Source organism: Psychrobacter sp. CCUG 69069, assembly GCF_021023115.1.
Lineage (GTDB): Bacteria > Pseudomonadota > Gammaproteobacteria > Pseudomonadales > Moraxellaceae > Psychrobacter > Psychrobacter namhaensis.
This window is the reverse complement of sequence record NZ_QQAI01000002.1, coordinates 237,632-263,309: the sequence shown is the minus strand read 5'-3', so window position 1 is coordinate 263,309 and position 25,678 is coordinate 237,632. Positions and strand designations below refer to the sequence as shown.

The window sequence follows — 25,678 nt, the reverse complement described above, 5'->3', positions numbered from 1 at the left end:
TATTTTTATGTCTGTATTCATAGAGAATACGATATTAAGCGTGTCCGATATCGCTGCTAAGATAGTCAAAATTAACGCCAATCTTGTCAGCGGCAATCTGCCAACGTTCTTCAAACGGTGTATCAAACAACAAATTCAAATCGGCTGGGCACACCAGCCAGTCGCCGCTATCTAATTCGCGTTCAAGCTGTTTTTGGCCCCAACTGGCATGACCCAAGCACAGCTGATAATGACCCACACCTTGACCTGCCGCGATCCGTTTAAGAATATCTTGGCTTGTCGTAATACAGACATTTTCTGAAATAGCAAAAGAAGAGGCCCATTCTGGCTGACCTGTGTGCAAGACAAAGCCAACCTCAGGGTACATAGGCCCACCTTCTAATGCCAGATCCTCCATCACTTGCGAGTCAGTCACCTCAATATTTAAGTCTTCTAAGAGTTTGCCCACGCGAGATTGCTCTAGCGGACGATTGATCATAAGACCTAGTGCCCCATGCTTATCATGACGACAAATATAGATTAAGGCCTGCTCAAACCTTGGGTCTGATAGCTCTGGCGCCGCGATTAAGAAGTGATGGGTCAAATTAGCTTTAGACATAGAGACAAACGCAACCTAATAATAAAGGTGAGAGACCACTATATGGCGATAATGAGTAGAAAATCAACCAAAGCAAATATTTATCAGTGGCTAGATCGTTAGTTGAGGCAACTGACTTTTATTTAACATCGGTCAATAAACTACGGGCATGATCACGAGTGACGTCAGTGATGGTGACGCCGCCTGACATGCGTGCCAGCTCATCGACTTGCGCATTGTCTGTCAATATTAACAGCTCACTCTCTGTCTGCTCTTGATGATGTTTTTGTACCAAGATATGCTGATGCGCTTGCGCGGCCACTTGTGCTTGGTGGGTAATGGCGAGCAGTTGCTGCGTTTGCCCAAGTGCGCGTAATAGCTCACCGACCACTTGTGCAGTGCCACCACTGATACCGACATCCACCTCATCAAATACCAGCATGGGCTTGGCGGCATTGTTGTCGGCATTGGTCGCTTGCATGACTTGCATCACTAGCGCCATGCGTGACAACTCACCCCCGGAGGCGATTTTATGTAGTGGCTGCATCGGCATACCCACATTGGCACTAAATAGTAAGTCAATATCAAAACAGCCTTGCGCATTATACTGGCTCGGACCGGCTTTTTTGGTAAAGACGAATTCACAGCGCGCATTGGGTAGGGCGAGGGGCTGCAGCTGTTTGATCAGTTGTTTGCTGACGACTGGCGCGGCCTTCGAGCGTGCCTTGTTCAATTGTGTGGCCAACGCCACATAGTCTTGCCAAGCTTGTTCGATTTGCGACGCCATCGCGTCACTGCTGGGCTCGTTTTCTAGTTGTTCTAACTGCGCTTGCCAGCTCTGTGCTTCATTAATCAATGCGCCCGCTGGCAAATTATGCTTGCGCGATAATCGGTGCCCTAGGCTGATTAAGCTGTCTAGTGTTTGCAAGCGCTCAGGGTCAGGCAGTTGCTGCTCTGCATAGTCTGAGAGTAACGCCGTCACCTCCGTAATTTGCTGCTGTGCTAAATGCAGTTGCTCAGACGCTTGCTCAAAGGTTTGGCTGACGCCTATTTGATGATCACAGAGCTTGATCGCTTGTCCTAGCAGGGTCATGACATCTGGTTCGTCGGTGTCATTATCTAGTAGATGCAAACCATGACTGGCCTCCGTCATCAGCGCTTCAATATTAGACAGCTCTTCGTGCTCCGCTTCGACATCTGTATAGTCAACGGCCAGTAACGGCGCAATATCCGCAAGTTGGCTTTGTAGCAGTTGGATGCGATCTTGGCGTTGCGATTCACGGCTGGCGATATCATCAGCCTGACGTTTAAGCTGTTGATACTGCTGATAGCTGCTTGCGGTTTGCGCAGCAAGAGGGGATATCTGCGCCATTTCATCCAGCCATTGCACCACAAACTGCGGCTTGAGTAAGGCTTGCTGGGCATGTTGGCTATGAATATTAACCAGTAATGACCCCAAACTTTTTAATTCAGCGAGGCTCACCGGCGTACCATTTAACCACGCTTTTGAGCGGCCAGTGTTACTCAATTGCCGGCGAATCAACACTTCAGGCTCTTCTAGTGGTCTGTCATTTTTTGCAAACCAATCAGCAACAACAGCATTGTTTTCTACATCAAACTGCGCATAAATATCTGCGTGCGCGGCGCCATGCCTGACCATCGCGCTATCTGCGCGTTCGCCTGCACATAAGGAAAGCGCATCCAGTAATAATGACTTGCCAGCACCCGTCTCACCGGTGATGACATTAAAGCCTCCAGCAATATTCAGCTCATGCTGAGCGATTAACGCAAATTGATGTAAAGTTAATGATACGAGCATCAACGCCTCTCATGACAGACAAGGAGCCTCACGTAGAAGGCTGGCATGTCACATCTAAAATAGGATGAATAAAAGAATAAAATGAGTCAATTAATCGGAATAAATAGATACATGGGATTGGCAAATATTATGGTGTTAAATACTTTTAAATACAAATACTAAAGGCAATGAATAAGATAAAATGACGTAATAAGACTACCATAAAATCCTCAAAGAGGGGCCATTCTTAGTCAGCATGATGTGATCTACACGATGTACAAATTTAGCCAGTCAGCGATAGTACCGTCTTACATAAGGCACGCACCTGAGTAACACAGCTCCTTAAAAACTCTGTGAGTCAAACATCACAAGTTGAACCACAAGTAGAATTTACTGGTCGCTTTAACAAACTTTATAGATATAATGTGGTAGCATAATCTCACATAATGATAAACTCTTACCACTGGATTTATGCATCCTTCTATATGACAACGAGTCATAATCTCGTAAAATTAGAAGGGTATGCAACTGAGTCTTTGTATCAGTATGTTTTCATAGAACCTGCCTCTATGATTAAAGCATAGGTGTTTCACATAAAAGCAAGCGGCATCTAAGCCCGCGCGCTTCTTTAAAATGCACACGCTAGCTGACTGAAGTCAGTTACTTATTTTTTAGTTTTGCCATAATTATTTGATAAGGAAGCCACTATGACAGCGGCGCAATTTACGAATGTTACCGTCAATGCCCAGGCGACAATATCTTATGATGGTCGTTGTTCCAGCCATACCATCATGTTTGAGGACGGTCGCCATAAAACGTTGGGCGTTATTTTGCCTTGTGATAATTTGGTCGACCATTATCATTTTAGTACCAACACCTCTGAACGTATTGAGATCATCAGCGGTGAGTGTGAGGTGAAAATAAATGGTGATGAAGAGTTCAGCTATTATCGTGCTGGCCAGTCATTCGTGGTCGAAGGGAATAGTGGATTTAATCTACGCACCGAAGAAATTGTTCAGTATATTTGCCATTTAGAAGGCTGATAGAACTGACAGTAATAGGGCGTTAAACGCTTACGTCATTGATGTCCCATACTAGCCATAAAGTCCTCAAGAAATAAACAATATCGAATTGGTGTTGTTTATTTCTTTTTTTATTGGCTGACATTTTTGCTAACCAGTCATCGATTAGTTGGTACAATTACCGCTAACCCTCTTTTTACTTTGTCGCATTGCGCGATATCCACTTATATTCAGTAGGCCTATTATGGCAAAACCCATTTATTTTTATGGTATTCACGCGATTGATGCCTTACTTGACCATCGCCCTCTTGATGGGCTGAGCTTATTTGTACAGCAAGGGCGCGAGAGCGATAGCCACGTAAAGAGCATCATGGCACAAGCTGATGCCAATGGTATCAGTATTCAGTCGGCGCAAAAAGATAAGCTCACTCAGTTGTGTGGTAGCCCGCAACATCAAGGCGTCGTACTGCATGCTCGTCCGTTGGGCTTCGCTGATGAAGGCTTGCTTGACACGATTGCCGGACGTGAGCAGTGCTTACTGTTGGTACTCGATCAAATCACCGATGCGCATAATTTTGGGGCTTGTTTGCGTACCGCTGTGGCGATGGGTGTGGATGCAGTCGTTTGTCCAAAACATCATGCAGCAAGCCTGACGCCAACCGTGGCCAAAGTGTCCGTGGGCGCGGCAGAAATGATGCCGATTGTCAGCGTCACCAATTTGGCCCGTACGCTAGCACAAATCAAACAGGCAGGCGTGTTTGTCTTCGGTACCGCACTGAGTGCTGATGCCAAACCGATACATGCCGCCGATTTGACTGGTAAGACGGCGATCATTATGGGCTCAGAAGGAGAGGGCATGCGCCGCCTGACCACCGAGAGCTGTGATGAGCTGGTTTATATCCCCATGTCAGGGAATGAGCATGGCAACCTACAAAGTCTCAATGTGAGTGTTGCCACGGGTATGGCGTTATACGAGGTCAATCGACAGCGTACTTTAGCTGCTGGGCAAGTATAAGATACTCTTGATGCAACGGTTCTAATTGTAAGTAAAGAGCGTCAAGGTCACTCTCATTGAGTATGACGTTATCCGCATGACGGTTGCGCTCTTCACGGCTCAGCTGATTCACCATAATGGCTTTAATTTTCTGTACGCTTTGCTCATCACGCTGACTGGCACGCGCCAGCTGCGTGTCCTCGGTGGCGTCCATCACTAAAATACGTTGGCATAAATTAGCAAGCCCTGCCTCTGCAGCTTCAATGAGCAGGGGTGCTGACAACACGACATAAGGTGATGTGCTCGCTGCCAACTGAGATTTTGCCGTCTCGCGTATCGCTGGATGCGTGATTGCTTCTAACTCAATCAGTGCTTCAGGATGGGTAAAAACGTGCGTTCTTACCGCCGCTCGGTTCATCGATCCATCACCATTTAATACCCAGTCGCCAAATTTTCTTTGGATTTTGCGTAAGGTCGGACTGCCTTTTGCAACGATTTCATGGGCAATGACATCCGCATCAATAATATCGATGCCTTGCTCAGCGAACCAAGCACTGGCAGCGGATTTGCCGCTACCGATACCCCCTGTCAATCCGACTACTAATGTCTTGTTTTTCTTTTGGGGTGTTTGTGGCTCATGAGAATAAGGTGAAGCGTTGTTTTTTGACATAATGGTGACTTATCTGACGGATAGTATAGTGATAACAGTGTTAAAGTGAGCGAATATTGTGCTGGCTATTCGTTGACTTATAGGGGAGCGCTCTGACGTGTGTTCAACAGGCACTTAAACAAAGCGTTTTAGTAAGTATACATGCCAAGATACCAGCTGACGATATCTGAGCCATATAATAACGCAATGATACCAGCAATCGCGATATAAGGACCAAAAGCGAAAGGTCGACTCTCACCCTGTTTTTTCATTAAAATAAGCCCAACGATAGACCCTAGCAAGGATGACAGTAAAATAATCAACGGCAGCATCAGTGGCCCAAGCCAAGCGCCCAGCACGGCCAATAACTTAAAATCCCCTTGTCCCATACCGTGTTTTTTAGTAATTAGGTAAAACACCTTAACCACTATCCACAACGATAAAAACCCAAGCAATAACCCCCAGATCGACTGAGTGGAAGAGACAAACAAACCTTGTGAATTGACTGCCAAGCCCAAACCCGCTAGAGGAAAGGTGAGGCGATCGGGTAGGAGCTGCGTATCAAAATCAATGCCTGTTAAAGCAATGAGCGTCCATACTAAGACTAATGCTGACAAGCCAGTAGCATTAACGCCAAATTGATAAATAACCAGCACCGATAGCAGCGCAGTGGTCAGCTCAACCAAAGGATAGCGCAGACCGATAGTAGCTTTGCAGTCTGAACAACGCCCGCGTAGTAGCAACCAACTTACTAAGGGGATATTCTCATACCATCTGATTTTATGCGCGCAGTGCGGGCAGCGTGAGGCTGGCCGGCTCAAAGTAATAGGTTGATCGTTTGTGACAATACTAGCAAGGGGCAGGGTATGTTTACGCGGCATGTCTGCTTGTTCAGTCATAAACTGGCTGCACTCTTGCCGCCAGCTATAGACCATCATCAGAGGGATACGGTGAATCACCACGTTCAAAAAGCTGCCAACACAAAGACCTAGTAGACCAAACACGACCAAAGCTAGCGCCGTATTGTCTTGGAGTAACTGTATAAATTGCATCAAATCGTTATCCTACCACTGAGCCCATTTGGAATATTGGCAAGTACATAGCAATCACTAAGCCACCGACCAATACCCCTAATACCGCCATAATCAGTGGTTCCATTAAGCTGGTTAAGCCATCCACCGCATTGTCGACTTCGTTTTCGTAATATACTGCCACTTTGTCTAGCATTTCTTCTAAGCTACCAGATTCTTCACCAATCCCGACCATTTGAATGGCCAAGCTTGGGAATAAATTGGTTGAGCGTATGGCGAACTGTAGTTGCTGACCGGTCGCGACATCATTTTTAATTTGCTGAATGGCGTTATAAAATACCACATTATTTGCCGCCCCCGCAGTCGAGTCTAAGGCGTCAATAAGTGGTACACCCGCAGCAAAAGTCGTAGACAGCGTACGAGCGAAACGGGCAATGACGGCTTGATAAGCAATATTGCCAAATATCGGTGCTTTTAATACCACGCGATCCAAAAAATCACGGAATTTTTTAGAGCGTTTTTTGGCTTCTGCAAAGCCGATAATGGCGCCGCCAATGACGACGATCAAAATAAACCACCACGCTTGCATCCACTCAGACATACCCACCACCATTTGCGTGAACGCTGGCAGCTCTGCGCCAAAGGACGCAAATAGGTCTGAGAACACTGGTACTACTTTTATGAGCAAAATGATGGTAACAATGATGGCTACCACAATAACCGCAATAGGGTATTTCATGGCTTTTTTAATTTTCGCTTTGAGTAACTCGCTTTTTTCTTTATAGGTAGCAACCCGTTCGAGCATAGTCTCTAACGCACCTGATTGCTCACCAGAATCTACGAGTGAACAAAAGAGGTCATCAAAATAACGAGGGTGTTTACGTAGCGCAGACGCAAAAGTTCCCCCTGCTTCAATATCGGCTTTGATTTGCAGCACCAAGTCTTTCATACTTGGATTGTCAAGGGAGTCGGCGACAATCTCAAAAGACTGGGTCAGTGGTACGCCCGCTTTCATCATTGTGGCCAATTGCCGAGCAAAAATAGCAATATCAATAGGTTTGATGGATTTTTTGAAGGTATAGAGGGGTTTGGGCTTTTTCTTAATGCCTTTGACGGTAATACCTTGTTTACGCAAGGTTGCTTTGGCCAACTCTAAACTACGACTGGTGGTTTCCCCTTTCACTTTTTGCCCGCGCCGGTTTACCCCCTCATAGACAAAGTCTAACAGCATATCGGTCTTAGCTTTTGCCATGTTACTACCCTCAAAAACTGTCTCATTGGACATTACTTAGTATGAACGGACAGTTAGCCAATAATGTTTAGTGCGTCTACTTTATTTTAGCGTAAAAAACCAGTGTCCATCTGTTTTATTTTTAAGTACATCTGGTCGAGGTGACGGCTGGCGCATAAAAGTCAGCGCTGATACCACTAAAACCTCACAAACGGTGAGGTTGTTTTTACTTTGAAATGACAACTATTCAGAGGTGACCCGCATCATCTCTTGAATACTGGTGACACCTTGGAGTACCTTTAAAATGCCAGAGCGGCGCAAGTCCCGAAAGCCGTTTTTGAGTGCCGCGTCTTTGATGTCTATAGCGTTACCGTCTTCCATGATAATTCGCGAAATATCTGGACTGACTTTCATCACCTCGTAAATACCCACACGCCCTTTATAACCTTCGCGGCACTCGTTACAGCCGACGGGCTCATAAATCACATTGTCTGTATTGTCCAAGTCAGCATCCTGAAAACCGAGCTCAAGCAGGCTTTGCCGAGGCACATTGATAGGTTTTTTGCAGTTTTTACACAAACGGCGTGCTAAGCGCTGAGCGATGACCAAATTGACTGACGTCGCAATATTAAAGGAAGCCACACCCATATTACGCAGACGCGTCAAGGTCTCAGGTGCCGAGTTAGTGTGCAAGGTAGAAAGTACCATATGGCCTGTCTGCGCAGCTTTAATCGCAATCTCCGCCGTTTCAAGGTCACGAATCTCACCAACCATCACAATATCAGGATCTTGTCGCAGAAAGGACTTGAGCGCATTGGCAAAGGTCAACCCCACTTTAGGATTGACGTTGACCTGATTGATGCCTTCTAGGTTAATCTCGACTGGGTCTTCGGCGGTTGAGATATTGGTTGCCCCCGTATTTAAAATATTGATACCCGTATAAAGAGAGACGGTCTTACCCGAGCCGGTAGGACCTGTGATGAGGAGCATGCCTTGCGGTTTATGCAGTGCTTCTAAAAACATCTCTTTTTGGTCAGGCTCATACCCCAATGCTTCAATACCGAGCATGGCTGATGAGGGATCCAAAATACGCAGAACAATTTTTTCACCAAACAAGGTCGGTAAAGAGTTGACCCGAAAATCAATGGCTTTATTTTTAGACAGTTTTAGTTTGATACGTCCATCTTGCGGCACGCGGCGCTCCGAGATGTCCATTTGTGACATCACCTTTAGACGTGCGGCGATTTTCCCAGCCAACTGTACGGGCGGGTTGGCCATTTTTTGCATCACGCCATCGACACGAAAGCGCACGCGATAGGTTTTTTCATACGGCTCAAAATGTAAGTCTGATGCCCCCATACGAATGGCATCTACCAGCATTTTATTGACGAACTTTACCACTGGTGCTTCATCGACACTATCGGTGAGTTTGGTTTCACCTTCGTCTTCTTCACCCTCTTCAAACCCAACGTTTAAATCGCTGTCAGAGAAGCTGTCAAAGTTTTGCATGGTATCAGCGTAAATACTTTCAATACGCCTTTTTAGCTTGTCTTCTTCGACGACAATGGTTTCTATAGACAGGCGAGAATTAAAAGCAATGGCATCGATGGCATCGATACGGGTCGGATCACTTAACGCGACAAATAAACGCTGGCCGCGCTTAAACAGTGGCAACGCATTAAACTTACGAACAATTTTTTCATCCACTAAGTCTTTTGGAATGACATCGAGGTTTAGTGCGTCCAGGTCGAATAAAGGGTCGCCAAAGGCCTGTGATAGCATTTGAGCAAGTTGAGAAGCATCAGCCAGTTTGTTGTCTACTAGGTACGGCACTAGCCCTATTTGCTGCTGCGCAGACTCAGTTTGTGCCGTTTTCATGTGGGCTTCGCTAACGACACCTTCGTTGATGAGCTGCTGCGCTAAACCACCATATTTACCAGTTGTGATAGACATTACGACCTCTCCTTGATACCAAGTACCTTGCACTGTTGCTTGAAATTTACATACTATCTATATTGAGCTTCTATCTAATAGACTGCTCATTCACGTCGTAAGATAGAACTTTATTTTACTTTAGTTTAAAGGCTTTTAGTTAGACTATTAAACGGCTCATCCGCAAAGAATCACCGCTGAGTCAAATATCAGTCGACTCTAGCTGTTAGCGTCTGTTTTGTTTCTGGAGCACCATACTATAGCACTTGTAAATTATTTGTTATACTGGCGCGCATATTAGCCGAATTGGCATGAATACATGAAACAAGGTAGATGAGTATGCAAGCTTGGGTAATTGGCAATTGGAAACAGAATCCAGCAACGAGCCACGACGTCAACGTGTTGTTGGATGACCTATTGACTGCGATCAATGCTGAAGAGCAAGCGGATACAGAACACCCCAACAGTCGCTGCCAGTTAATGGTGGCACCAAGCTATATCCATTTGGCGGCTGTCAGTACGCGTCTAAAGAATAGTTCAGTACTGTGTGCGGCGCAAGATATCAGTAGCCATAGTGCGAGTACTGGCGCGTATACAGGGGATTGTTCAGCGCAGCAAGTGGCAGATGCCGGTGCGACTTGGACGATAGTAGGTCACTCTGAACGCCGCCAGTATCACAAAGAGTCTCATGATAGCCTAGTGCAGAAGCTATCTCATGCTCTTGCCCAAAATTTGGGTGTGGTACTTTGTATTGGCGAGACGCAAACGCAGTACGATGATCAGCAAACCCTTGAAGTTATCGATGCTCAGTTAGCGGTCATTAAGGATTTACTGATTCAGCAGCCAGAACTTATTTCATCATTGTCTGAGCGCTTTATCATCGCTTATGAGCCGGTATGGGCAATCGGTACTGGCAAAGTGCCTACCGTGGCAGAGGTCAGCAAAACCCATCAGCATATTAAGCAAAAGGTGGCAGGCCTTGCTGATACAGCAGAGGCGATTACCGTATTATATGGCGGTAGTGTCAATGCCGATAATGCAGAGAGCTTTGCGGCAGATGCGATGATTGATGGGGCATTGGTTGGTGGGGCTTCATTGAAGGCGGAGAGTTTTTTGGCGATCGCTAATGCCTTTAATCGTGTGAACGCTTAGTGTGACTATCAGTGTCTTTATCAGTTGGCAAAAGTAGGTTTAACAGTGCCCTTGTAATCATGTACAATGCGCCTTATTTATATAGTCGATTCAGCGTGATGACACGCTGATGACTATCCTTATTAACCTTAAGATTTATTTTCCGTTATCAGTCGTCATTACGCGGCAAAAGAGGCCACCATGTTTACGTTTATATTAGCCCTGCATATTATTGTGGCGATTGCCATGATCGGCTTGATTTTAATACAGCATGGTAAAGGGGCAGACGCTGGAGCTTCTTTTGGTGCTGGCTCATCAGGCACCGTATTTGGTGCCGCAGGGACTGCCAACTTCTTGACGCGTGCGACCGCGGTGCTCACCGTTATATTTTTTATCACCAGTATGACGCTCGCGGTTCACGCTCGTAAGCAAGCCGAAGATCAGTTCCGTTTAGATGCACCCGTTTCGGCCCCCCAAACCCCGCGTCCATTGACACAGAATCCTCAGTAACGGTCTTTTAAGCAGGCAGTGCTTGCTATTTTGCTAGGTTAGATTTACAATGCTTTCCTGTTTTCGCAAGTCCTGATCTATAGATGCCTACCTTAAGCGTCATTTACCGTAGATTAGCGACTAGATCACAGAGTAGTAAAATGCGATTGTGGTGGAATTGGTAGACACGCCATCTTGAGGGGGTGGTAGCGCAAGCTGTGGGGGTTCAAGTCCCCCCAATCGCACCAAGTTTTATAGACGTAGCATAGCGTCAGGTTGGATTTTTTAGCAGAGATACTTGTTTTATAATTTATTTAAAAAAAGTATTGACACTTCTACAAAACCTCCCTATAATATGCGTTCTAGATTGATGCGGGGTGGAGCAGTCTGGTAGCTCGTCGGGCTCATAACCCGAAGGTCGTTGGTTCAAATCCAGCCCCCGCTACCACTTTTTATACTGATGTTTTGTATACTAAATTTGTCAGTAACGATTAGCCCACCATTATGTTTGTGGGTTTTTTTGTATCTGATGGTCAGTGTTATCGCGGTATCTATCCTACTTGTGCTAAGCTCTAGGTCTATAGAGTACAATACTCTCCGTCACTTGCCGCTACTAACGCGATTTTTCTTAAGCGTCACTATCTGTTATTCCTTACTCTTTTATCGATAGTACTGCTTTATGAATAATAAAAGCATTGTCTGGCTGAGCTTGATGTTTTTTAGGCTCATCCCTATATAAATGCACAACACATTATTATGATTTACCATACAATAGTAACCGTAACTCCTAAGAGCAAGTGAATACTAAGGGTAAGAGTAAATAACAGCCAAGTAAAAACTTGAGACGGTTTACCAAGTACGATAGATACTGAATAGGAAAATATAAATAGATTATGAAGCTTTCGACCAAAGTTGCAGAACTGACCAATATTATTGCCCCTGCGGTAGCCGCCTGTGATGTGGCACTCTGGGGCATAGAATTTGCGCCACAAGGCCGTCGCTCTTTGCTACGTATTTATATTGAGGCACTGCCAGAAGAGCAAGCTCAAGATAAGCAAGTTACCATCGAAGACTGTGCTGCGGTAAACCACCAAGTAAGTGGTATCCTCGAAGTTCATGACCCTATCGCTGGTGAGTACATTTTAGAAGTATCTTCACCCGGATTTGATCGTGCTTTTTTCTCAGATGAGCAAATGCACGCTTATGTTGGTCAGACCGTGAGCTTACGTTTGATACAAGCCATTGGTGAAGGCGATCAAAAACGCCGTAAAGCAACTGGCACTTTAGACAGTATCGATGCCACGTCTTTGAAACTGACGTCAAGTGATGGTGAGCAGTTTGAGATTGCATTGAGTAATATTGATAAAGCCAATCTGGTTTATTCAGAGGTTTAGTCTATTAGGATGCATACGCTCCCAATAGCGGATAATGAAAATATAATAGCAACACACAAATGATAAAATTTAAGTCAATTAAAAAATGATAGGACAGGTATAGCATGAGTCGTGAAATCTTAACGGTAGTAGAAACTGTCAGTAATGAAAAGGGCTTAAATCCTGAAGATATCTTTGAAGCCATAGAAGACGCTTTGGTGGTATCGACTAAGAAAAAAGTATATACCGAACAGCCAGAAGTGGCCGTGCGGGTTGCCATCGACCGTGCAACTGGCGATTATGATACTTATCGTTATTGGACAGTGGTTGCTGATGAAGATCACGAAATGCCTGCTTGTCAGCTCGCCATTACCGACCTTGATCAAGATGAATGGTCAATCGGTGATGTCAAAGAAGAGCAGATTGAATCCATTGAGTTTGGACGTATTGCCGCGACGCAAGCCAAACAGGTCATTATCCAAAAAATTCGTGAAGCTGAGCGTGCGCTAGTAGCCGATGCTTTTGAGCCACGTGTTGGTGAGATGATGTATGGCGAAGTCAAAAAACAGACACGCGATGGTTATATCATCGATTTAGGTGACAATGCAGAAGGGTATTTATCACGTGATCAAATGCTACCGCGTGAGCAACTACGTGCCAAGTCTCGTATCAATGCCATCTTATATCATGTGAACCGTGAAAACCGCGGCGCCCAATTATTGCTGTCTCGTACGCATCCTGAAATGCTATCAGCATTGATGCAAAAAGAGGTGCCTGAGATTGCAGAGCAAATCATTGAGATTCGTAATGTCGCTCGCTTGCCGGGTACTCGTGCTAAAATAGCAGTGAAAACCAATGATCATCGTATTGATCCAGTGGGCGCTTGTATTGGTATGCGTGGTACGCGTATCCAAGCGGTACAGCAAGAGCTTGATGGTGAGCGTATTGATGTGGTGGTTTGGTCGGATGATCCCGCCCAATTTATCATTAGCGCTTTAGAACCAGCGGACGTCAGCAGCATTATTTTAGATGAAGATGCCCAAACGGCTGATATCATCTTTAGCACCAATGATCAGTTGGCGCGGGCGATTGGCTCACAAGGCCAGAATGTACGTTTGGCTTCTGAGCTTACGGGCTATAAGCTAAATATGATGTTAGAAGAAGAGTATCAGCAACGTCAAGAAAATGAATCTAAAGCCTTCATTGAATTATTCTATGAACGTTTAGAAGTAGATAAAGACTTAGCTCAAGCGCTTGTTGATATTGGCTTTACCAGTATTGAGGAAGTGGCTTACGTACCCGTTGAAACCTTTTATGATATCGAAGGCCTAGACGACGAAGCGATCGAGATGATTCAAGAGCGTGCTAAAGAAGTGGTCATCGCTGATGAGCTGGTCAAACAACAGAACATGAAAGAGCCAAGTCAAGAGCTGCAAGAGCTTGAAGGTATGACGGTAAGCTGGGCCTATAAAATGGCACAAAAAGATATTATTACCGTTGATGACTTGGCAGAACAAGCCGTCTTCGATCTAGAAGATATCGAAGGATTAGACTCCGAAACCGCAGGAAAACTCATCATGAAAGCTCGGGAATCTTGGTTCAATGAATAAGCGGTAACTGCATATCGCTGTCTTTTAGTGATATGCTATCGAGAATAAAGCGCTGGTATGCAAGCAGTACAGATGCCAGCCTTACCCCAATCATTTGTGGCCAACAACTGAATTGAACATATAGCAAATAATAGACAGTAGGTGATAATAAATGGCAGATAAGACCGTCAAAGAACTGGCAGATATGGTAGGCAAAACTCCAAGTGCTGTAAAACAGCAACTGGTAGATGCTGGACTGCCTGCTCGCGCAGAGGATGACCTAGTCACCGAGCTTGAGCAAGAGAAGTTGGTGACGTATTTAAAGCAAAGTCATGGTCAGCAAGAAAAGCGTCGTATTAGTCTTAAATCTAAGACGACTAGCACCGCGCGCGTGACCGGCTCTTCAGGTAAATCTAAGAGCGTCAATGTGGAAGTGCGTAAAAAGAAAGTGTTTGAAAAGCCTGATCCAGAAAAAATGGCTGAAGAATTGGCTGCGCGTGAGCAAGCGATGATTGAGTCGCAAGAACGTGCTGCTAAAGACGCAGAAGAGCGTGCGGCGACTAAGAAAAAAGCTGAAGAACGTCAAGCAGCAACCTTAGCAGCAATGCGTGCAAGCTTAGGCTCTAGCAAAAAGTCAGATGATAAGAACGACGATATCTCGACTTCAGTGGTTGTGAAAAAAGGTGGTAAAGCCAAGGTTGAAGTGAAGCCAAAAGACCAACCCAAGAAAAAAGTCGCTGCGACAAAACCAAAAGTTGAGACGGCAGCAGAGCGTAAAGCTCGCGAAGCGCGTGAGAAAGAAGAAGCCCGTCTACGTGAAATTGAAACAGAAACACGTCGTACCCAAGCTGAAGAAGCACAAAAACGTACGCTTGAGCAAATGCGTAAAATGGCGGGTCAATATACTGACCGTGAGCCTGTTGCTGAAGTTCGTAAAGACGAGCCGTTGGCAGAAGGTCTGGTCGGTGATGCGTTAGAAGAGTCTTTTGAAAAAGAACGTCGTGAAATCAAACGCGGTGCGAGCAGTACTGGTACTCGTGGTCGTCGCCGTAAGAATCAAGATGAGCGTGAGATCAAAAACCGTAAAAACGGTTTGCGCTCAACGCAAGCATCACAGCATAAGTTCGAAAAACCTGTCGAAAAAATCGTTTATGATGTTGAGATTAGCGAGCACATTACAGTCGCGGATCTTGCTCAGCGTATGGCGGTTAAAGCGCGTGAAGTGACCAAATTGCTTATGAAAATGGGCGAGATCGCACGTGAATCAGATACGATCGATCAAGCGACAGCAAGCTTGCTTGTTGAAGAGATGGGACATAATCCAGTTCCGGTCAGTGATACCAAGGTTGAAGATGATCTGCAGTACGCGGTTGATGAGCGCAGCAGTAACGTGCAAACACGTCCGCCAGTCGTGACTATTATGGGTCACGTTGACCATGGTAAAACCTCATTACTTGATAAAATTCGTGAAACAAAAGTTGCGACAGGTGAAGCAGGTGGTATTACTCAGCATATCGGTGCTTATCATGTGAAAACCGATCGCGGCGTAATTACTTTCCTTGATACCCCAGGTCACGCCGCCTTTAGTGCGATGCGTTCACGTGGTGCACAAGCGACAGATATTGTTGTATTGGTGGTTGCTGCTGATGACGGTATGATGCCGCAAACAGTAGAAGCCATTGATCATGCACGTGCTGCTGGCACACCCATTATCGTTGCGATTAACAAAATGGATAAGCCAGGTGCTGATCCTGACCGTGTTCTTAATGAATTGACCGCAAAAGAAGTCGTCTCAGAAGAGTGGGGCGGTGACACACCAATGGCGCGTATCTCAGCCAAAACGGGTGAAGGTATTGATGACTTATTAGAGTTCATTAGTCTACAAGCTGAACTGATGGAACTAGAAGCGCCATTAGATGGTGCTGCCCAAGGTGTGGTCATCGAGTCAAGATTAGAAAAAGGCCGTGGTCCTGTGGTTAGTGTCCTCGTTAAAAAGGGTACACTAAAGCAAGGCGACTTGGTTCTTGCTGGTGAGCATTACGGTAAAGTTCGTGCGCTGACGGATGAAAATGGTCAACGGGTTAAAACAGCAGGTCCTTCTATCCCTGTAGAGATTTTAGGCTTGCCTGAAACTCCAGCGGCTGGTAGCGAGTTCTTAGTTGTGACCGATGAGAAAAAAGCACGTGAAGTGGCTGACTTTAGAACCAACCGTGAACGTGAGCGTCAACTTGAGCGTCAAAATGCCATGCGTTTAGAGAGCATGTTCGATCAGATGGCCCAAGGCGATGTCTCATTCTTAAATATCGTATTGAAAACAGATGTCCGTGGTTCGCTTGAAGCGTTACTGGCGGCATTGAATGAGCTGTCCACTGACGAAGTTAAAGTGAGAGTGATCAGTTCAGGTGTTGGTCCGATTTCTGAGTCTGACGTCACTCTGGCAGAGTCTAGTGAAGCGGTGTTATTGGGCTTTAACGTTCGTGCCGATGCGACCGCACGCCGTAAAGCAGATGCTGCCAACATGGATATCCGTTATTACAGTGTGATCTATGGCTTAATTGATGATGTGAAATCAGCCATGAGCGGTATGCTGGCTCCGGAACATCGCGAGAAGATTCTTGGCGTTGCCGAAGTTCGTGAAGTATTCCGTTCTAGTAAGTTTGGTGCTGCTGCGGGTTGTATGGTGGTCGAAGGTACTATCTATCGCAACAAACCTATCCGCGTATTGCGTGAAGACCAAGTTATCTTTACAGGTCAATTGCAATCACTACGTCGTTATAAAGAAGACGTTAATGAAGTACGTACGGGTATGGAATGTGGCCTAGCGGTTCGTGGCTATGATGTTGAAGCCGGTGATAAAATCGAAGTCTTTGAAATTCAAGAGTTCGCACGTACGATCTAAAGCGACTGTTCGATATGGGCTATCTCATCATACAAGGTGCTTAATCCGCTGAGTATATGAGATTGTCCTTTAATATCTAGCTGTACTTAGGCCTAACAGGTACATCCTGCTAGGCCTTTTTTAGCAAATATCAGTACTAAACTGATTAATACACAGAATTTTATATCAATAAAAATAAGCCCTATCAAATAAAGGTAATAACATGAACCAACGTTTACAACGCTTAGCCGATCAGATTCAGCGTGAGCTTGCTGTCCTTATTCGTGATGAAGTCAATGACCCTCGTCTGACTGGCTTTGTCACTATCTCGAGCGTCAAGGTTAGCCCAGACTTGGGTTATGCCGATGTCTATGTCACCATCATGGAGCCTGAGCTCAACGATGCGATGACCAAGACCAACCACGAAGAGAGTGTTAAGGTACTGAACAAAGCAGCAGGATTTTTACGTACTGAGCTAAGCCACAGTCTAAAGACCCGTACGACGCCGCGCTTGCGTTTTCACTATGATGAAGTCACCGCTCGTGGTAATTACATGATGGATCTGATTAATCAGGCAGTCACTAAGACAGAAAAAAATGAGAATGACGAGTAAGCATCCACTATGTCTACATCACCCAAGCAAGCTGATAAAATAAAAGTCTCTGGTGTTATCTTAGTAGATAAGCCCAAAGGTATGACCTCGCAACAAGTAGTGTCAAAGGTGAAGTATCTGTTTAAGTCACCGAACCATGACAGCAAAAAAGCAGGCCACACGGGCACGCTTGATCCAATGGCGACTGGTCTGTTGCCTATCTGTATGGGTGAGGCCACCAAATTTAGCCACTACCAACTAGATGCCGATAAATCTTACCAAGCGACTATTTTGCTCGGCAGTCAGACAGATACGGGGGATGCAGATGGGCAAACCGTCGCGCAAGCCTCTATTCCAAAGTTTGACGACGCCTTGTTAGATAAAGTGGCACAGCAGTTTTTAGGTGCGCAGCAGCAGATACCACCGATGTATTCCGCCTTAAAAAAAGACGGTAAAAAGCTGTATGAGTATGCCCGCGCTGGTATTGAGGTAGAGCGTCCGCCAAGAGACATTGTGATCAAAGCAATAGATTTGAGAGCAATCGATGACGAGCAGATTCAATTGACAGTGACTTGCACCAAAGGTACTTACGTGCGCGTACTGGGTGAGGATATCGCTAAAGTAATGGGCACAGTTGGGCATTTGACTGCGTTACGACGTACGCAAGTGGGCAACTTTAAAATTGAGAATGCCATTACGCTAGCAGCGTTAGAAGAAACCGCGTTTGCTCAGCGACAAGGACACCTGCTGCCAGTAGATGCTTGCATCGATATTGACGCTGAGTTGACATTAACCACTGAACAGTGTGTCCGCGTACATATGGGCCAACGCTTAAACGTCTTTGAACAGCTAACAGCTCATCTCAAAGATTACGTGTTAAAAAGTATTGCTAGCCAGACACTTAGTGAGCAAGACGAAATCGCTCATCCAAGTATGGAAGCGGCTACGGATGTGGATGATAACCTTGATGCTAAAAGCAGGACAGACAAAACGCCATTATTAGCGCACGAAATCCCTGTGGATATACGCTTGGTAGATGAAGGTGGGCAATTTCTTGGTCTAGGTGCGGTCAGTCTCAATGGTCGATTACAGCCCAAAAAGCTGATCCAACGTTAGGAGCGCTTGGTTAAACCCCTCTTTTTTTCCTCTTTTGACAGCTTACTAACAGTTTACACTAATCACATATCGTCACATTTTATTGCAGGTTTCGCCTATGGCAGAACCTGTTTTTTTTGTACATTAATTAAGTCAGCGAGGGAAAGCTGGATAAAAAATAATTATAGTAGGAAGTTAAAAAAGAAAAAAAGGAAACTTGTTCAAAGGATGGGATCTGATAATTAAAAGAATTTTGCAAAAATTTATTTTAAATAATAATTATAACTACACAATAATGAAAATAATTATCTAATAAAAAATCTAATAAAAAATAGCTTATAACCGATTCACCTATAAAGAAGAAGGGATATTATGAAAACGATTGCTTTTTTACTCTACAACCACTTTGAGCAAGCAGAATATGAAGACGTTAATAACCAGTTAAAAGACAAAGGTTATAAAACGATTCTTATTACTACTAATAAAGACAAAGAAGTGCAAGCGATGCAGCAGGATGTCAATAAAGGCGATACTTTTACTGCTGATATTTTTGCAAAAGACGCAAAGGTTAGTGATTATGATGCGTTAGTGCTGCCAGGTGGAACGGTTAATGCTGATACTCTACGTGGTAACGAAGAGGCTCACGGTATTATCAATGGTATCAATGATTCAGGAAAATTGTTGGCTGCCATCTGTCATGCGCCTTGGGCACTTATTAATACAGGAATTGCCAAAGGCAAAACATTGACTGCCTATCACTCGCTACAAACCGACTTGGAAAATGCTGGGGCAGAATTTGTGGATAAAACCGTACAAGTAGATGGTAATTTGATTACCTCACGTAATCCAGACGATATTAAAAACTTCGTTGAAGCGATTGATAAAGCACTTTCTTAAACGCTTTGACGGCTGTACAGCATGAAATCACCTCCCACACTCACTTAAAATGTTTATAGTTAACAATAAGGACACTACCATGGCTAATTCAAATCCAAATGATACCAAACTAGAACAACAACGTGCGGAGTCTGCTACTGCTGCACTTAAGAGTCAGACAGAAGACAACCATACAGAAGACACTGACGCAGCAGCAGATCGCATCGCTGACAACTTAAAGAGTGCAAAAGAAGACAAATAGCATCTTAAACAAGACAGTCGCCTCTTACACAAGCTAGTTGGCTTTAAGCTCAAAAGTGTAGAGATTCAGCAAGTGTGTATTTTGATGCTTACTAAAAACTAGTCTTAATATTAAAAAATAAAAGAAACCGCTTAATAATAACGATCTAGGAGTCATTATGAGTAACGTATCTAACAATAAAGACGAACAAGAAAAAGAGATTCAACAGCTCGCAGAAGATATTAATCCTCGTGAAGATCGGACTCCTGATAGTTTGGCTGAGGCCACTACTGCGCCGCTTGAAGATAAAGAGCTGGGTGGCAACGCTACAGAAGATGATACCAACAAATAATTAAGCAAAAAATACCTGTCTCTGATGCCTTTTTAACAGTTAAATATAATCTTTCAAGTATTATGAAAAACTGCTGCTAGTTCAGCAGTTTTTTGCTATAATTGCTGCCACATTTAAATTAGATTTTAGGTCCTAAGTTATATCTAAGCCCGCCCTCATTTAGGTGCTGGCGTTAATAGTTATACTGCATTGATCTGAAGATTTAAGTGGCGTTATTTTTAACCGAACTTGTCGTACACTAGGTCAACTCTAGTAATGCAGGGTTGTCCTGAATGGCGTGCAAGTTATTTTATTTACTATTCTATTGCTTTAAAAATGACTCAATGAGAGTCTGCCTTAAAGTTTTTAGCATTGCCGGAGATATTTATGCTAACTAATACCGATCGTGAACAAATCATTGCTCAATACCAGCGCGGCGAAAACGACACTGGCTCACCAGAAGTGCAAGTAGCGTTATTAAGTGCTCGTATCAATGATCTACAGAACCATTTTAAAGCGCACAAAGCTGACCATCATAGCCGTCGCGGTCTAATCCGTATGGTTAATACCCGTCGTAAACTACTTGATTACTTAAAAGGTAAAGACCTTGGTCGCTATACCACCCTTATTAGCCAGTTAGGTCTACGTCGTTAATATAGCGACAAGGGGACGAGTGGTTTCTAAAGCTAAAGCTGCCGTTATGTGGCACCGTTTCAGTTTTTTTGCGACACCGCTTAGGACTTGCTTGCTGATATTAGTACAATAGATTGCTTCTAAAAACGGTGTGGAATAGTTTCACGCCGTTTTTTTATGCTTGTCAATATTGGATGGTAAGCCCCATAGCCTGAGATACTGGATCTATTTGCTAGATGATAGTTAGTTGGCCAGATAGCGAGGAAGTTAACGCTTTTTTACTTCAATACGTCTGAATATCGTCTATTAGATGGGCTATTTTGCAATTAATTGGTCAACGCCTATAAATCACTGTAAAATAATATCTTGTAATTTTACAGCAGGGCTACCGTTTATACAGCGACTATCCGTCTATAGTGACTCACTACAGATTAACAATGACAAATCTAAGAAATTTAGCGGTTAAAAAGCCCCATAGAGGGGTGGTTTTGCCACGAAGTCATTTTTGGCAGTATTTATAATAAAACCGACATTGAACGACCAAATATATAGAATAGTATGATGTCTATCACAGATATAGATAACTGAGTAACGGTATTGATCCTCATTGATGTGTTTCTAACAGGAAGGGCTATCAATGAGCGGTTATATACAAAGAATTTTAATGACAGATGTCCGCTTTTCATAATGCGGCCATCACTTTTGTCAGTCAACATTAGGAATATTATATGACAATGTTTAACACCATTAAGCGTGAATTCCAGTACGGTAACCAACAGGTTGTTATCGAAACAGGACGCGTTGCACGTCAAGCCAACTCTATTTTAGTACACATGGGCGGCGTCACTGTACTAGTCGCTGCTGTTGTAAAATCAGAAGCCAAAGAAGGCCAAAACTTCTTTCCTCTAACCGTAAACTATCAAGAAAAAATGTATGCAGCGGGTAAAATCCCAGGTGCGTATGGTAAACGCGAAGGCCGTGCTAGCGAGTTTGAAACCTTAACTTCACGCTTGATTGATCGCCCAATTCGTCCACTATTTCCAGAAGGTTATGTGAACGAAATTCAAATCACAGCGACCGTGGTGTCATCTGACAAAAGTCAGTCTGCAGACATCGCCGCAATGATTGGTGCTTCAGCGGCTTTGGCTATTTCTGATGCGCCTTTTAATGGTCCTATTGCGGGTGCCCGTGTTGGTTTCATTAACGGTGAATACGTCCTTAACCCAACGCTTGAGCAGCTTGAAAGCAGTGATTTGGATCTAGTCGTTGCTGGTACTAAGTCTGCGGTATTGATGGTTGAATCAGAAGCCAAAGAGTTGTCAGAAGACCAGATGTTAGGTGCTGTGTTGTACGGTCATCAGCAGCAGCAAATCGTCATTGATAACATTGCATCAATGGCAGAAGAAGTTGGTACGGCTAAGCAGCAATTTACGGCCCCTGAGCGTGATAAAGCTTTAGAGGCCAGTATGAAAGAGCAGTTCGGTGCGCAAGTGGCTGACGCTTATACCACGACCAATAAGCAAGAGCGCTACACTAAGCTTGATGAGATTAAGCAATCGATTATCGATACGATGGCTGGTGATGCTGAATCAGAAAACTATGCTGATACTGTTTCTGAGCTAAAAGAAATCTATAACGACCTTAAATATCGTACGGTTCGTGACAATATCCTGTCAGGTAAGCCACGTATCGATGGACGTGATCTTGAAACCGTTCGTGCCCTTGATGTACAAGTCGGTGTCCTGCCTTATACCCATGGTTCAGCGCTGTTTACTCGCGGTGAGACGCAAGCCTTGGTTACGACCACGCTTGGTAACAGCCGTGATGTCAACATGATTGACTCACTCAGTGGTACGATTCGTGATCATTTCATGCTGCATTATAACTTCCCGCATTTCTCTGTTGGTGAAACAGGCCGTGAAGGTATTCCAAAACGTCGTGAAATTGGTCATGGTCGCCTAGCGCGCCGCGGCGTAGAAGCCATGCTACCAGACAGCGAACGCTTCCCATATGTGATTCGTGTGGTATCAGAGATTACTGAATCAAATGGTTCATCTTCTATGGCGTCTGTTTGTGGTGCCAGTTTGGCATTGATGGATGCTGGTGTCCCATTAAAAGCACCAGTTGCCGGTATCGCCATGGGTCTGGTTAAAGAAGGCGAGCGTTTCGCTGTCTTGTCAGACATCTTAGGTGATGAAGATCATCTTGGTGATATGGACTTTAAAGTTGCGGGTTCTAAAGACGGTATCACTGCACTACAGATGGATATCAAGATCGAAGGCATCACGCCTGATATTATGGAGCAAGCGCTTAAGCAAGCCCATGCAGGTCGTATCCACATCTTGGATGCCATGAACAAAGTATTGCCAGCAAGCCGTACTGAAATCAACGCGCATGCCCCTAACTATGCCGTTATCGAAATCAACCCAGATAAGATTCGTGATGTGATCGGTAAAGGCGGCGCGATGATTCGTCAGCTAACCGAAGAGACGGGCGCGGTCATCGATATCGATGATGGTGGCACGATTCGTATCTTTGGTGAAAACAAAGCAGCAACTAAAGCCGCTATCGGCAAAATCGAAGCATTGACTGCTGAAGTTGAAGTTGGCAAGACCTATGAAGGTACGGTTGCTCGTATCGTAGATTTCGGTGCTTTTGTTAATGTTTTACCGAACACTGATGGCTTGGTACATATCTCACAAATCGCAGAAGAGCGCGTAGAAAATGTATCAGACTATTTAAAAGAAGGTCAAATCGTTAAAGTCTTCGTTCAAGACGTCGACAACCGTGGTCGTATTAAGCTCACGATGAAAGGTATCGAGCAAAACTAATTTTAACAATTGGTTAAGTCTAGGTATTTAAAAACCGCTTTGAGAGGCTCGTGATGTGTGCTCAAAGCGGTTTTTTTATGGGTGTTAATTTTGTCGTCCTTTGCGGACAGTGCCTTTACAGCTCAACGCTTAGGATTGTCAGCAATAAACCTAACCAGCAATTCGGCTACTTTCTCGCCTTGATCTTCTTGAAGAAAATGACCACCGTTGGCAATAGTAGTATGCTCTTGACCTTCGGCACCTGGTATCAGTTTTTGCATGATTCGTGCGCCGCCAGCCGTGATGGGGTCGGAGTCGCTAAACAGCGTGATAAAAGGTTTGTTCCATTTGCCAAGCTCACCCCAAGCGGCTTGGTTTTTTGCTGAGGCAGGATCATCGGGGGTGGTCGGGACCAGTATCGGGAACTGTCTTGCCCCTTCTTTGTACGACTCATCAGGGAATGGGGCGTTGTAAGCGTCAATAACTGCCTGCGATAGCTCGGTCGTGGTGCCACTATTAATAATTTTGCCGACATGAAACTGCGGCGTCTCTTGTGAGAACTGCTGCCACTGGCGAAAGCTGTCGCCTGGGTCGTATTCACCCGTAGGGAGCATGGTATTACCCGCTGCCACCCGAGCAAATCGGTCTGGGTTTTCGGCCACTAGTCGTAAACCAATCAGACCACCCCAATCTTGACAAAAGAGCGTGATATTTTTTAAATCTAACTGATCAAGTACGGACTGCATCCAGTCGACATGGCGCTGATAGGTATAGTCGTGACGATCAGCAGGCTTATCTGAGCGCCCAAAGCCGGGGAGGTCTGGCGCAATTACGCGGTGACCGGCTGCTGTCAGTACCGGTATCATCTTACGATAAAGATAACACCATGAAGGCTCGCCATGCAGCAACAACACAGGATCGGCATCTTTTGGACCTTCATCGAGATAATGTACACGCAGTTCTCCACCCTCGCTGTCATCGACCATCAAATAATGGGGCGCAAAGTTGTAATCGGGCAGGTTTGCAAAACATGAATCGGGGGTTCTAAGCGTTTTCATAGGGTATCCTTATCCTGATGATGAATAGTAATCGTGCATTTTCAAACAAAAAACAACAATTAGCATAGCATTGAAGCCATTATCGATGACACAGTTTTTTGGGTCTTCAAGATCGTGTTGTGCCTCAGAAAAAAAGCTGTGTGACGTTAAAACTCAATAGATTTGGGTACATACACATCGATAGACAACTTAGGTAACACTTGCAGATATTGGATCAATAAGGGCAAAGTATCTGTATGCCAGTCCAAAGGAGCTGGGTTTGTGAGGTTAGGGACGTCTGAGGTGTGGTCGCGCGTATGATCAAAAACAAGTGGGCGTGCAAATAGAGCCGCTCTACGAATACTTTGATAGCGAACGAGAGAAAAAAGTTGTTGTTGCAAGTCAAGTAACGCGGCAGTAAGCCAACGCGCGCGTGCGGGATGATACGGATGATTGGATATCACAAGATTGGCAATGTGACTGGGTTGATTGCCATTACTGCTGATCCCAAGTCCAGCTTGCTCACGTGAGCGTTTGTGCAGCATACAACTGCCGATGTTTAGACTCCCATCACGGCACGCGCGATAGTAGCGTTGGTAATTATCGGGAAATAAGGTCTTAGCTCGTGTAAGGACAGGATCTAAAAGGATACCGGCTGTATTCACTGGCAGGATAAGCAGCTGCGCGTTGCTATTTAAAATAGGGGCGTGTGTTAATTGTAGCGTTGCCATCACCAGCCCTTTCTAAACGTTATGGGTTTATTCTATCGCAGCCTGATCGGTATTATCCGCTTCTAATTTTGCAATTTGTTGTTCAAGTAGCGCAATTTGCTCGGCTTTCATAGCAGTCAATTGTTTATTCATCGCTAATTGTTCAGCAGCCAGCTTTTCTTGTTCTGCCAAGCGTCGTTGCTCATCTTCTAAGCGATCAATCTCCTCTTTGGCGAGACTGTCCGTTTCTGGCAATGGCGCGTTTAAGATAGCATCGGCGTCAAGTACTTGACGGCTAGTATTGGGATCAAGTGTTTGACTACTTGAAGTGGCAGAAAGCGCCGCACTTTCATTGAATGTCGTATCGTTTGTTTCATTATCTAATGGCGTAGCAGACGGCGCTGCTTTGGTTTGTTCAGTTTTTGAGGATGAGCTCTTGATAGGAAGGGTATCAGTCGCAGGCGTGGTGCTTTTCCAAGCAAAGTAACCGATCAATAGCGCGACCAATACCGCAAGCAGCCACCATTTTTGGCGGAGGTTGGCAGTATTTTTTTCTGATGATTGGGTGGAGCGGGGACGCATTTTTTTACGATTCATACGATGGTCGATTTGGGTCAAAAATGTAAGTAGACATACTATAGCAAACTCAAAATAAAAAA

The 25,678-nt window shown here is 44.8% G+C and carries 23 protein-coding genes and 2 tRNA genes; 16 read left to right on the top strand and 9 right to left on the bottom strand.

All coding sequences use genetic code 11. The features are described 5' to 3' along the window. Positions 1–34 precede the first annotated feature (34 nt). Both DVY93_RS03030 and recN read right to left on the bottom strand, forming a co-directional pair. A complete protein-coding gene (locus DVY93_RS03030) occupies positions 35–598 on the bottom strand; it encodes a YqgE/AlgH family protein (protein WP_230708973.1) in 564 nt (187 codons plus the stop codon). A 118-nt stretch (positions 599–716) separates the two neighbouring features. Then, positions 717–2,396, bottom strand: a complete 1,680-nt coding sequence (recN, locus tag DVY93_RS03025) for a DNA repair protein RecN (protein ID WP_193005666.1) — start codon at positions 2,394–2,396, stop codon at positions 717–719. Between the two features lie 686 nt (positions 2,397–3,082). Here recN and ppnP point away from each other — a divergent pair. Both ppnP and rlmB read left to right on the top strand, forming a co-directional pair. Next, a complete protein-coding gene (ppnP, locus tag DVY93_RS03020) occupies positions 3,083–3,418 on the top strand; it encodes a pyrimidine/purine nucleoside phosphorylase (RefSeq protein ID WP_193005665.1) in 336 nt (111 codons plus the stop codon). A gap of 223 nt (positions 3,419–3,641) precedes the next feature. After that, on the top strand, positions 3,642–4,412 hold the full coding sequence (rlmB, locus tag DVY93_RS03015) for a 23S rRNA (guanosine(2251)-2'-O)-methyltransferase RlmB (RefSeq protein WP_193005664.1): 771 nt from the start codon (positions 3,642–3,644) through the stop codon (positions 4,410–4,412). Here the strand turns inward: rlmB and coaE are convergent. From coaE to pilB, 4 genes are all read right to left on the bottom strand, one after another. Continuing rightward, a complete protein-coding gene (gene coaE, locus DVY93_RS03010; RefSeq protein WP_230708971.1) occupies positions 4,375–5,061 on the bottom strand; it encodes a dephospho-CoA kinase in 687 nt (228 codons plus the stop codon). The two genes, rlmB and coaE, sit on opposite strands and share 38 nt — an antisense overlap. A 128-nt stretch (positions 5,062–5,189) precedes the next feature. Beyond that, complete coding sequence (locus DVY93_RS03005; RefSeq protein WP_230709000.1) at positions 5,190–6,092, bottom strand: prepilin peptidase; 903 nt, start codon at positions 6,090–6,092, stop codon at positions 5,190–5,192. Between the two features lie 7 nt (positions 6,093–6,099). Beyond that, positions 6,100–7,323, bottom strand: coding sequence for a type II secretion system F family protein (locus DVY93_RS03000; protein WP_230708969.1), 1,224 nt, complete (start codon positions 7,321–7,323; stop codon positions 6,100–6,102). Positions 7,324–7,545: 222 nt separating this feature from the next. After that, the gene (gene pilB, locus DVY93_RS02995) at positions 7,546–9,255 is read right to left on the bottom strand and encodes a type IV-A pilus assembly ATPase PilB (protein WP_230708966.1); all 1,710 of its coding nucleotides are present in this window, start codon (positions 9,253–9,255) and stop codon (positions 7,546–7,548) included. Positions 9,256–9,573: 318 nt separating this feature from the next. On the opposite strand from pilB, the gene tpiA reads away from it, so the two are divergent. The 14 genes from tpiA (at position 9,574) to pnp (ending at position 23,293) form a co-directional block, all read left to right on the top strand. Continuing rightward, on the top strand, positions 9,574–10,386 hold the full coding sequence (gene tpiA, locus DVY93_RS02990; protein WP_230708962.1) for a triose-phosphate isomerase: 813 nt from the start codon (positions 9,574–9,576) through the stop codon (positions 10,384–10,386). 180 nt (positions 10,387–10,566) lie between these two features. Then, a complete protein-coding gene (gene secG, locus DVY93_RS02985; RefSeq protein ID WP_025652589.1) occupies positions 10,567–10,875 on the top strand; it encodes a preprotein translocase subunit SecG in 309 nt (102 codons plus the stop codon). A gap of 142 nt (positions 10,876–11,017) precedes the next feature. After that, positions 11,018–11,102, top strand: a tRNA-Leu gene (locus tag DVY93_RS02980). A 123-nt stretch (positions 11,103–11,225) separates the two neighbouring features. Beyond that, a tRNA-Met gene (locus DVY93_RS02975) sits at positions 11,226–11,302 on the top strand. A gap of 445 nt (positions 11,303–11,747) precedes the next feature. Continuing rightward, positions 11,748–12,248, top strand: coding sequence for a ribosome maturation factor RimP (gene rimP / locus DVY93_RS02970; protein ID WP_193005659.1), 501 nt, complete (start codon positions 11,748–11,750; stop codon positions 12,246–12,248). 104 nt (positions 12,249–12,352) lie between these two features. After that, complete coding sequence (nusA, locus tag DVY93_RS02965; RefSeq protein ID WP_193005658.1) at positions 12,353–13,837, top strand: transcription termination factor NusA; 1,485 nt, start codon at positions 12,353–12,355, stop codon at positions 13,835–13,837. Positions 13,838–13,988: 151 nt separating this feature from the next. Beyond that, positions 13,989–16,715 carry a translation initiation factor IF-2 gene (infB, locus tag DVY93_RS02960; protein ID WP_198334602.1) on the top strand — a complete coding sequence of 909 codons (2,727 nt, stop codon included), beginning with the start codon at positions 13,989–13,991 and terminating at the stop codon, positions 16,713–16,715. A 202-nt stretch (positions 16,716–16,917) separates the two neighbouring features. After that, the gene (locus DVY93_RS02955; protein WP_230708960.1) at positions 16,918–17,307 is read left to right on the top strand and encodes a ribosome-binding factor A; all 390 of its coding nucleotides are present in this window, start codon (positions 16,918–16,920) and stop codon (positions 17,305–17,307) included. A gap of 9 nt (positions 17,308–17,316) precedes the next feature. Beyond that, positions 17,317–18,402 carry a tRNA pseudouridine(55) synthase TruB gene (gene truB, locus DVY93_RS02950; RefSeq protein ID WP_230708957.1) on the top strand — a complete coding sequence of 362 codons (1,086 nt, stop codon included), beginning with the start codon at positions 17,317–17,319 and terminating at the stop codon, positions 18,400–18,402. A gap of 351 nt (positions 18,403–18,753) precedes the next feature. Next, the gene (locus DVY93_RS02945) at positions 18,754–19,278 is read left to right on the top strand and encodes a type 1 glutamine amidotransferase domain-containing protein (RefSeq protein WP_230708954.1); all 525 of its coding nucleotides are present in this window, start codon (positions 18,754–18,756) and stop codon (positions 19,276–19,278) included. A gap of 79 nt (positions 19,279–19,357) precedes the next feature. Beyond that, positions 19,358–19,519, top strand: coding sequence for a hypothetical protein (locus DVY93_RS02940; protein WP_230708952.1), 162 nt, complete (start codon positions 19,358–19,360; stop codon positions 19,517–19,519). A gap of 157 nt (positions 19,520–19,676) precedes the next feature. Beyond that, complete coding sequence (locus tag DVY93_RS02935) at positions 19,677–19,850, top strand: hypothetical protein (RefSeq protein WP_230708950.1); 174 nt, start codon at positions 19,677–19,679, stop codon at positions 19,848–19,850. Positions 19,851–20,216: 366 nt separating this feature from the next. After that, entirely contained in the window at positions 20,217–20,483 is a 267-nt protein-coding gene (gene rpsO / locus DVY93_RS02930) for a 30S ribosomal protein S15 (protein WP_045443035.1), read from the top strand. 707 nt (positions 20,484–21,190) lie between these two features. After that, the gene (gene pnp / locus DVY93_RS02925) at positions 21,191–23,293 is read left to right on the top strand and encodes a polyribonucleotide nucleotidyltransferase (protein ID WP_198334597.1); all 2,103 of its coding nucleotides are present in this window, start codon (positions 21,191–21,193) and stop codon (positions 23,291–23,293) included. A 122-nt stretch (positions 23,294–23,415) separates the two neighbouring features. Here pnp and DVY93_RS02920 read toward each other — a convergent pair whose 3' ends face one another. The 3 genes from DVY93_RS02920 to DVY93_RS02910 form a co-directional block, all read right to left on the bottom strand. After that, positions 23,416–24,330, bottom strand: a complete 915-nt coding sequence (locus tag DVY93_RS02920) for a haloalkane dehalogenase (RefSeq protein ID WP_230708948.1) — start codon at positions 24,328–24,330, stop codon at positions 23,416–23,418. 146 nt (positions 24,331–24,476) lie between these two features. Then, positions 24,477–25,040, bottom strand: a complete 564-nt coding sequence (locus tag DVY93_RS02915) for a hypothetical protein (protein WP_230708944.1) — start codon at positions 25,038–25,040, stop codon at positions 24,477–24,479. Positions 25,041–25,067: 27 nt separating this feature from the next. Further along, positions 25,068–25,616 carry a hypothetical protein gene (locus DVY93_RS02910; RefSeq protein WP_230708942.1) on the bottom strand — a complete coding sequence of 183 codons (549 nt, stop codon included), beginning with the start codon at positions 25,614–25,616 and terminating at the stop codon, positions 25,068–25,070. Positions 25,617–25,678: the final 62 nt, after the last annotated feature.

Excerpts from the sequence above, each read along its gene's own strand:
- DVY93_RS03030 (WP_230708973.1), bottom strand. The coding sequence starts at position 598 with ATGTCTAAAGCTAATTTGACCCATCACTTCTTAATCGCGGCGCCAGAG.
- recN (WP_193005666.1), bottom strand. The coding sequence starts at position 2,396 with ATGCTCGTATCATTAACTTTACATCAATTTGCGTTAATCGCTCAGCAT.
- ppnP (WP_193005665.1), top strand. The coding sequence starts at position 3,083 with ATGACAGCGGCGCAATTTACGAATGTTACCGTCAATGCCCAGGCGACA.
- rlmB (WP_193005664.1), top strand. The coding sequence starts at position 3,642 with ATGGCAAAACCCATTTATTTTTATGGTATTCACGCGATTGATGCCTTA.
- coaE (WP_230708971.1), bottom strand. The coding sequence starts at position 5,061 with ATGTCAAAAAACAACGCTTCACCTTATTCTCATGAGCCACAAACACCC.
- DVY93_RS03005 (WP_230709000.1), bottom strand. The coding sequence starts at position 6,092 with ATGCAATTTATACAGTTACTCCAAGACAATACGGCGCTAGCTTTGGTC.
- DVY93_RS03000 (WP_230708969.1), bottom strand. The coding sequence starts at position 7,323 with ATGGCAAAAGCTAAGACCGATATGCTGTTAGACTTTGTCTATGAGGGG.
- pilB (WP_230708966.1), bottom strand. The coding sequence starts at position 9,255 with ATGTCTATCACAACTGGTAAATATGGTGGTTTAGCGCAGCAGCTCATC.
- tpiA (WP_230708962.1), top strand. The coding sequence starts at position 9,574 with ATGCAAGCTTGGGTAATTGGCAATTGGAAACAGAATCCAGCAACGAGC.
- secG (WP_025652589.1), top strand. The coding sequence starts at position 10,567 with ATGTTTACGTTTATATTAGCCCTGCATATTATTGTGGCGATTGCCATG.
- rimP (WP_193005659.1), top strand. The coding sequence starts at position 11,748 with ATGAAGCTTTCGACCAAAGTTGCAGAACTGACCAATATTATTGCCCCT.
- nusA (WP_193005658.1), top strand. The coding sequence starts at position 12,353 with ATGAGTCGTGAAATCTTAACGGTAGTAGAAACTGTCAGTAATGAAAAG.
- infB (WP_198334602.1), top strand. The coding sequence starts at position 13,989 with ATGGCAGATAAGACCGTCAAAGAACTGGCAGATATGGTAGGCAAAACT.
- DVY93_RS02955 (WP_230708960.1), top strand. The coding sequence starts at position 16,918 with ATGAACCAACGTTTACAACGCTTAGCCGATCAGATTCAGCGTGAGCTT.
- truB (WP_230708957.1), top strand. The coding sequence starts at position 17,317 with ATGTCTACATCACCCAAGCAAGCTGATAAAATAAAAGTCTCTGGTGTT.
- DVY93_RS02945 (WP_230708954.1), top strand. The coding sequence starts at position 18,754 with ATGAAAACGATTGCTTTTTTACTCTACAACCACTTTGAGCAAGCAGAA.
- DVY93_RS02940 (WP_230708952.1), top strand. The coding sequence starts at position 19,358 with ATGGCTAATTCAAATCCAAATGATACCAAACTAGAACAACAACGTGCG.
- DVY93_RS02935 (WP_230708950.1), top strand. The coding sequence starts at position 19,677 with ATGAGTAACGTATCTAACAATAAAGACGAACAAGAAAAAGAGATTCAA.
- rpsO (WP_045443035.1), top strand. The coding sequence starts at position 20,217 with ATGCTAACTAATACCGATCGTGAACAAATCATTGCTCAATACCAGCGC.
- pnp (WP_198334597.1), top strand. The coding sequence starts at position 21,191 with ATGACAATGTTTAACACCATTAAGCGTGAATTCCAGTACGGTAACCAA.
- DVY93_RS02920 (WP_230708948.1), bottom strand. The coding sequence starts at position 24,330 with ATGAAAACGCTTAGAACCCCCGATTCATGTTTTGCAAACCTGCCCGAT.
- DVY93_RS02915 (WP_230708944.1), bottom strand. The coding sequence starts at position 25,040 with ATGGCAACGCTACAATTAACACACGCCCCTATTTTAAATAGCAACGCG.
- DVY93_RS02910 (WP_230708942.1), bottom strand. The coding sequence starts at position 25,616 with ATGAATCGTAAAAAAATGCGTCCCCGCTCCACCCAATCATCAGAAAAA.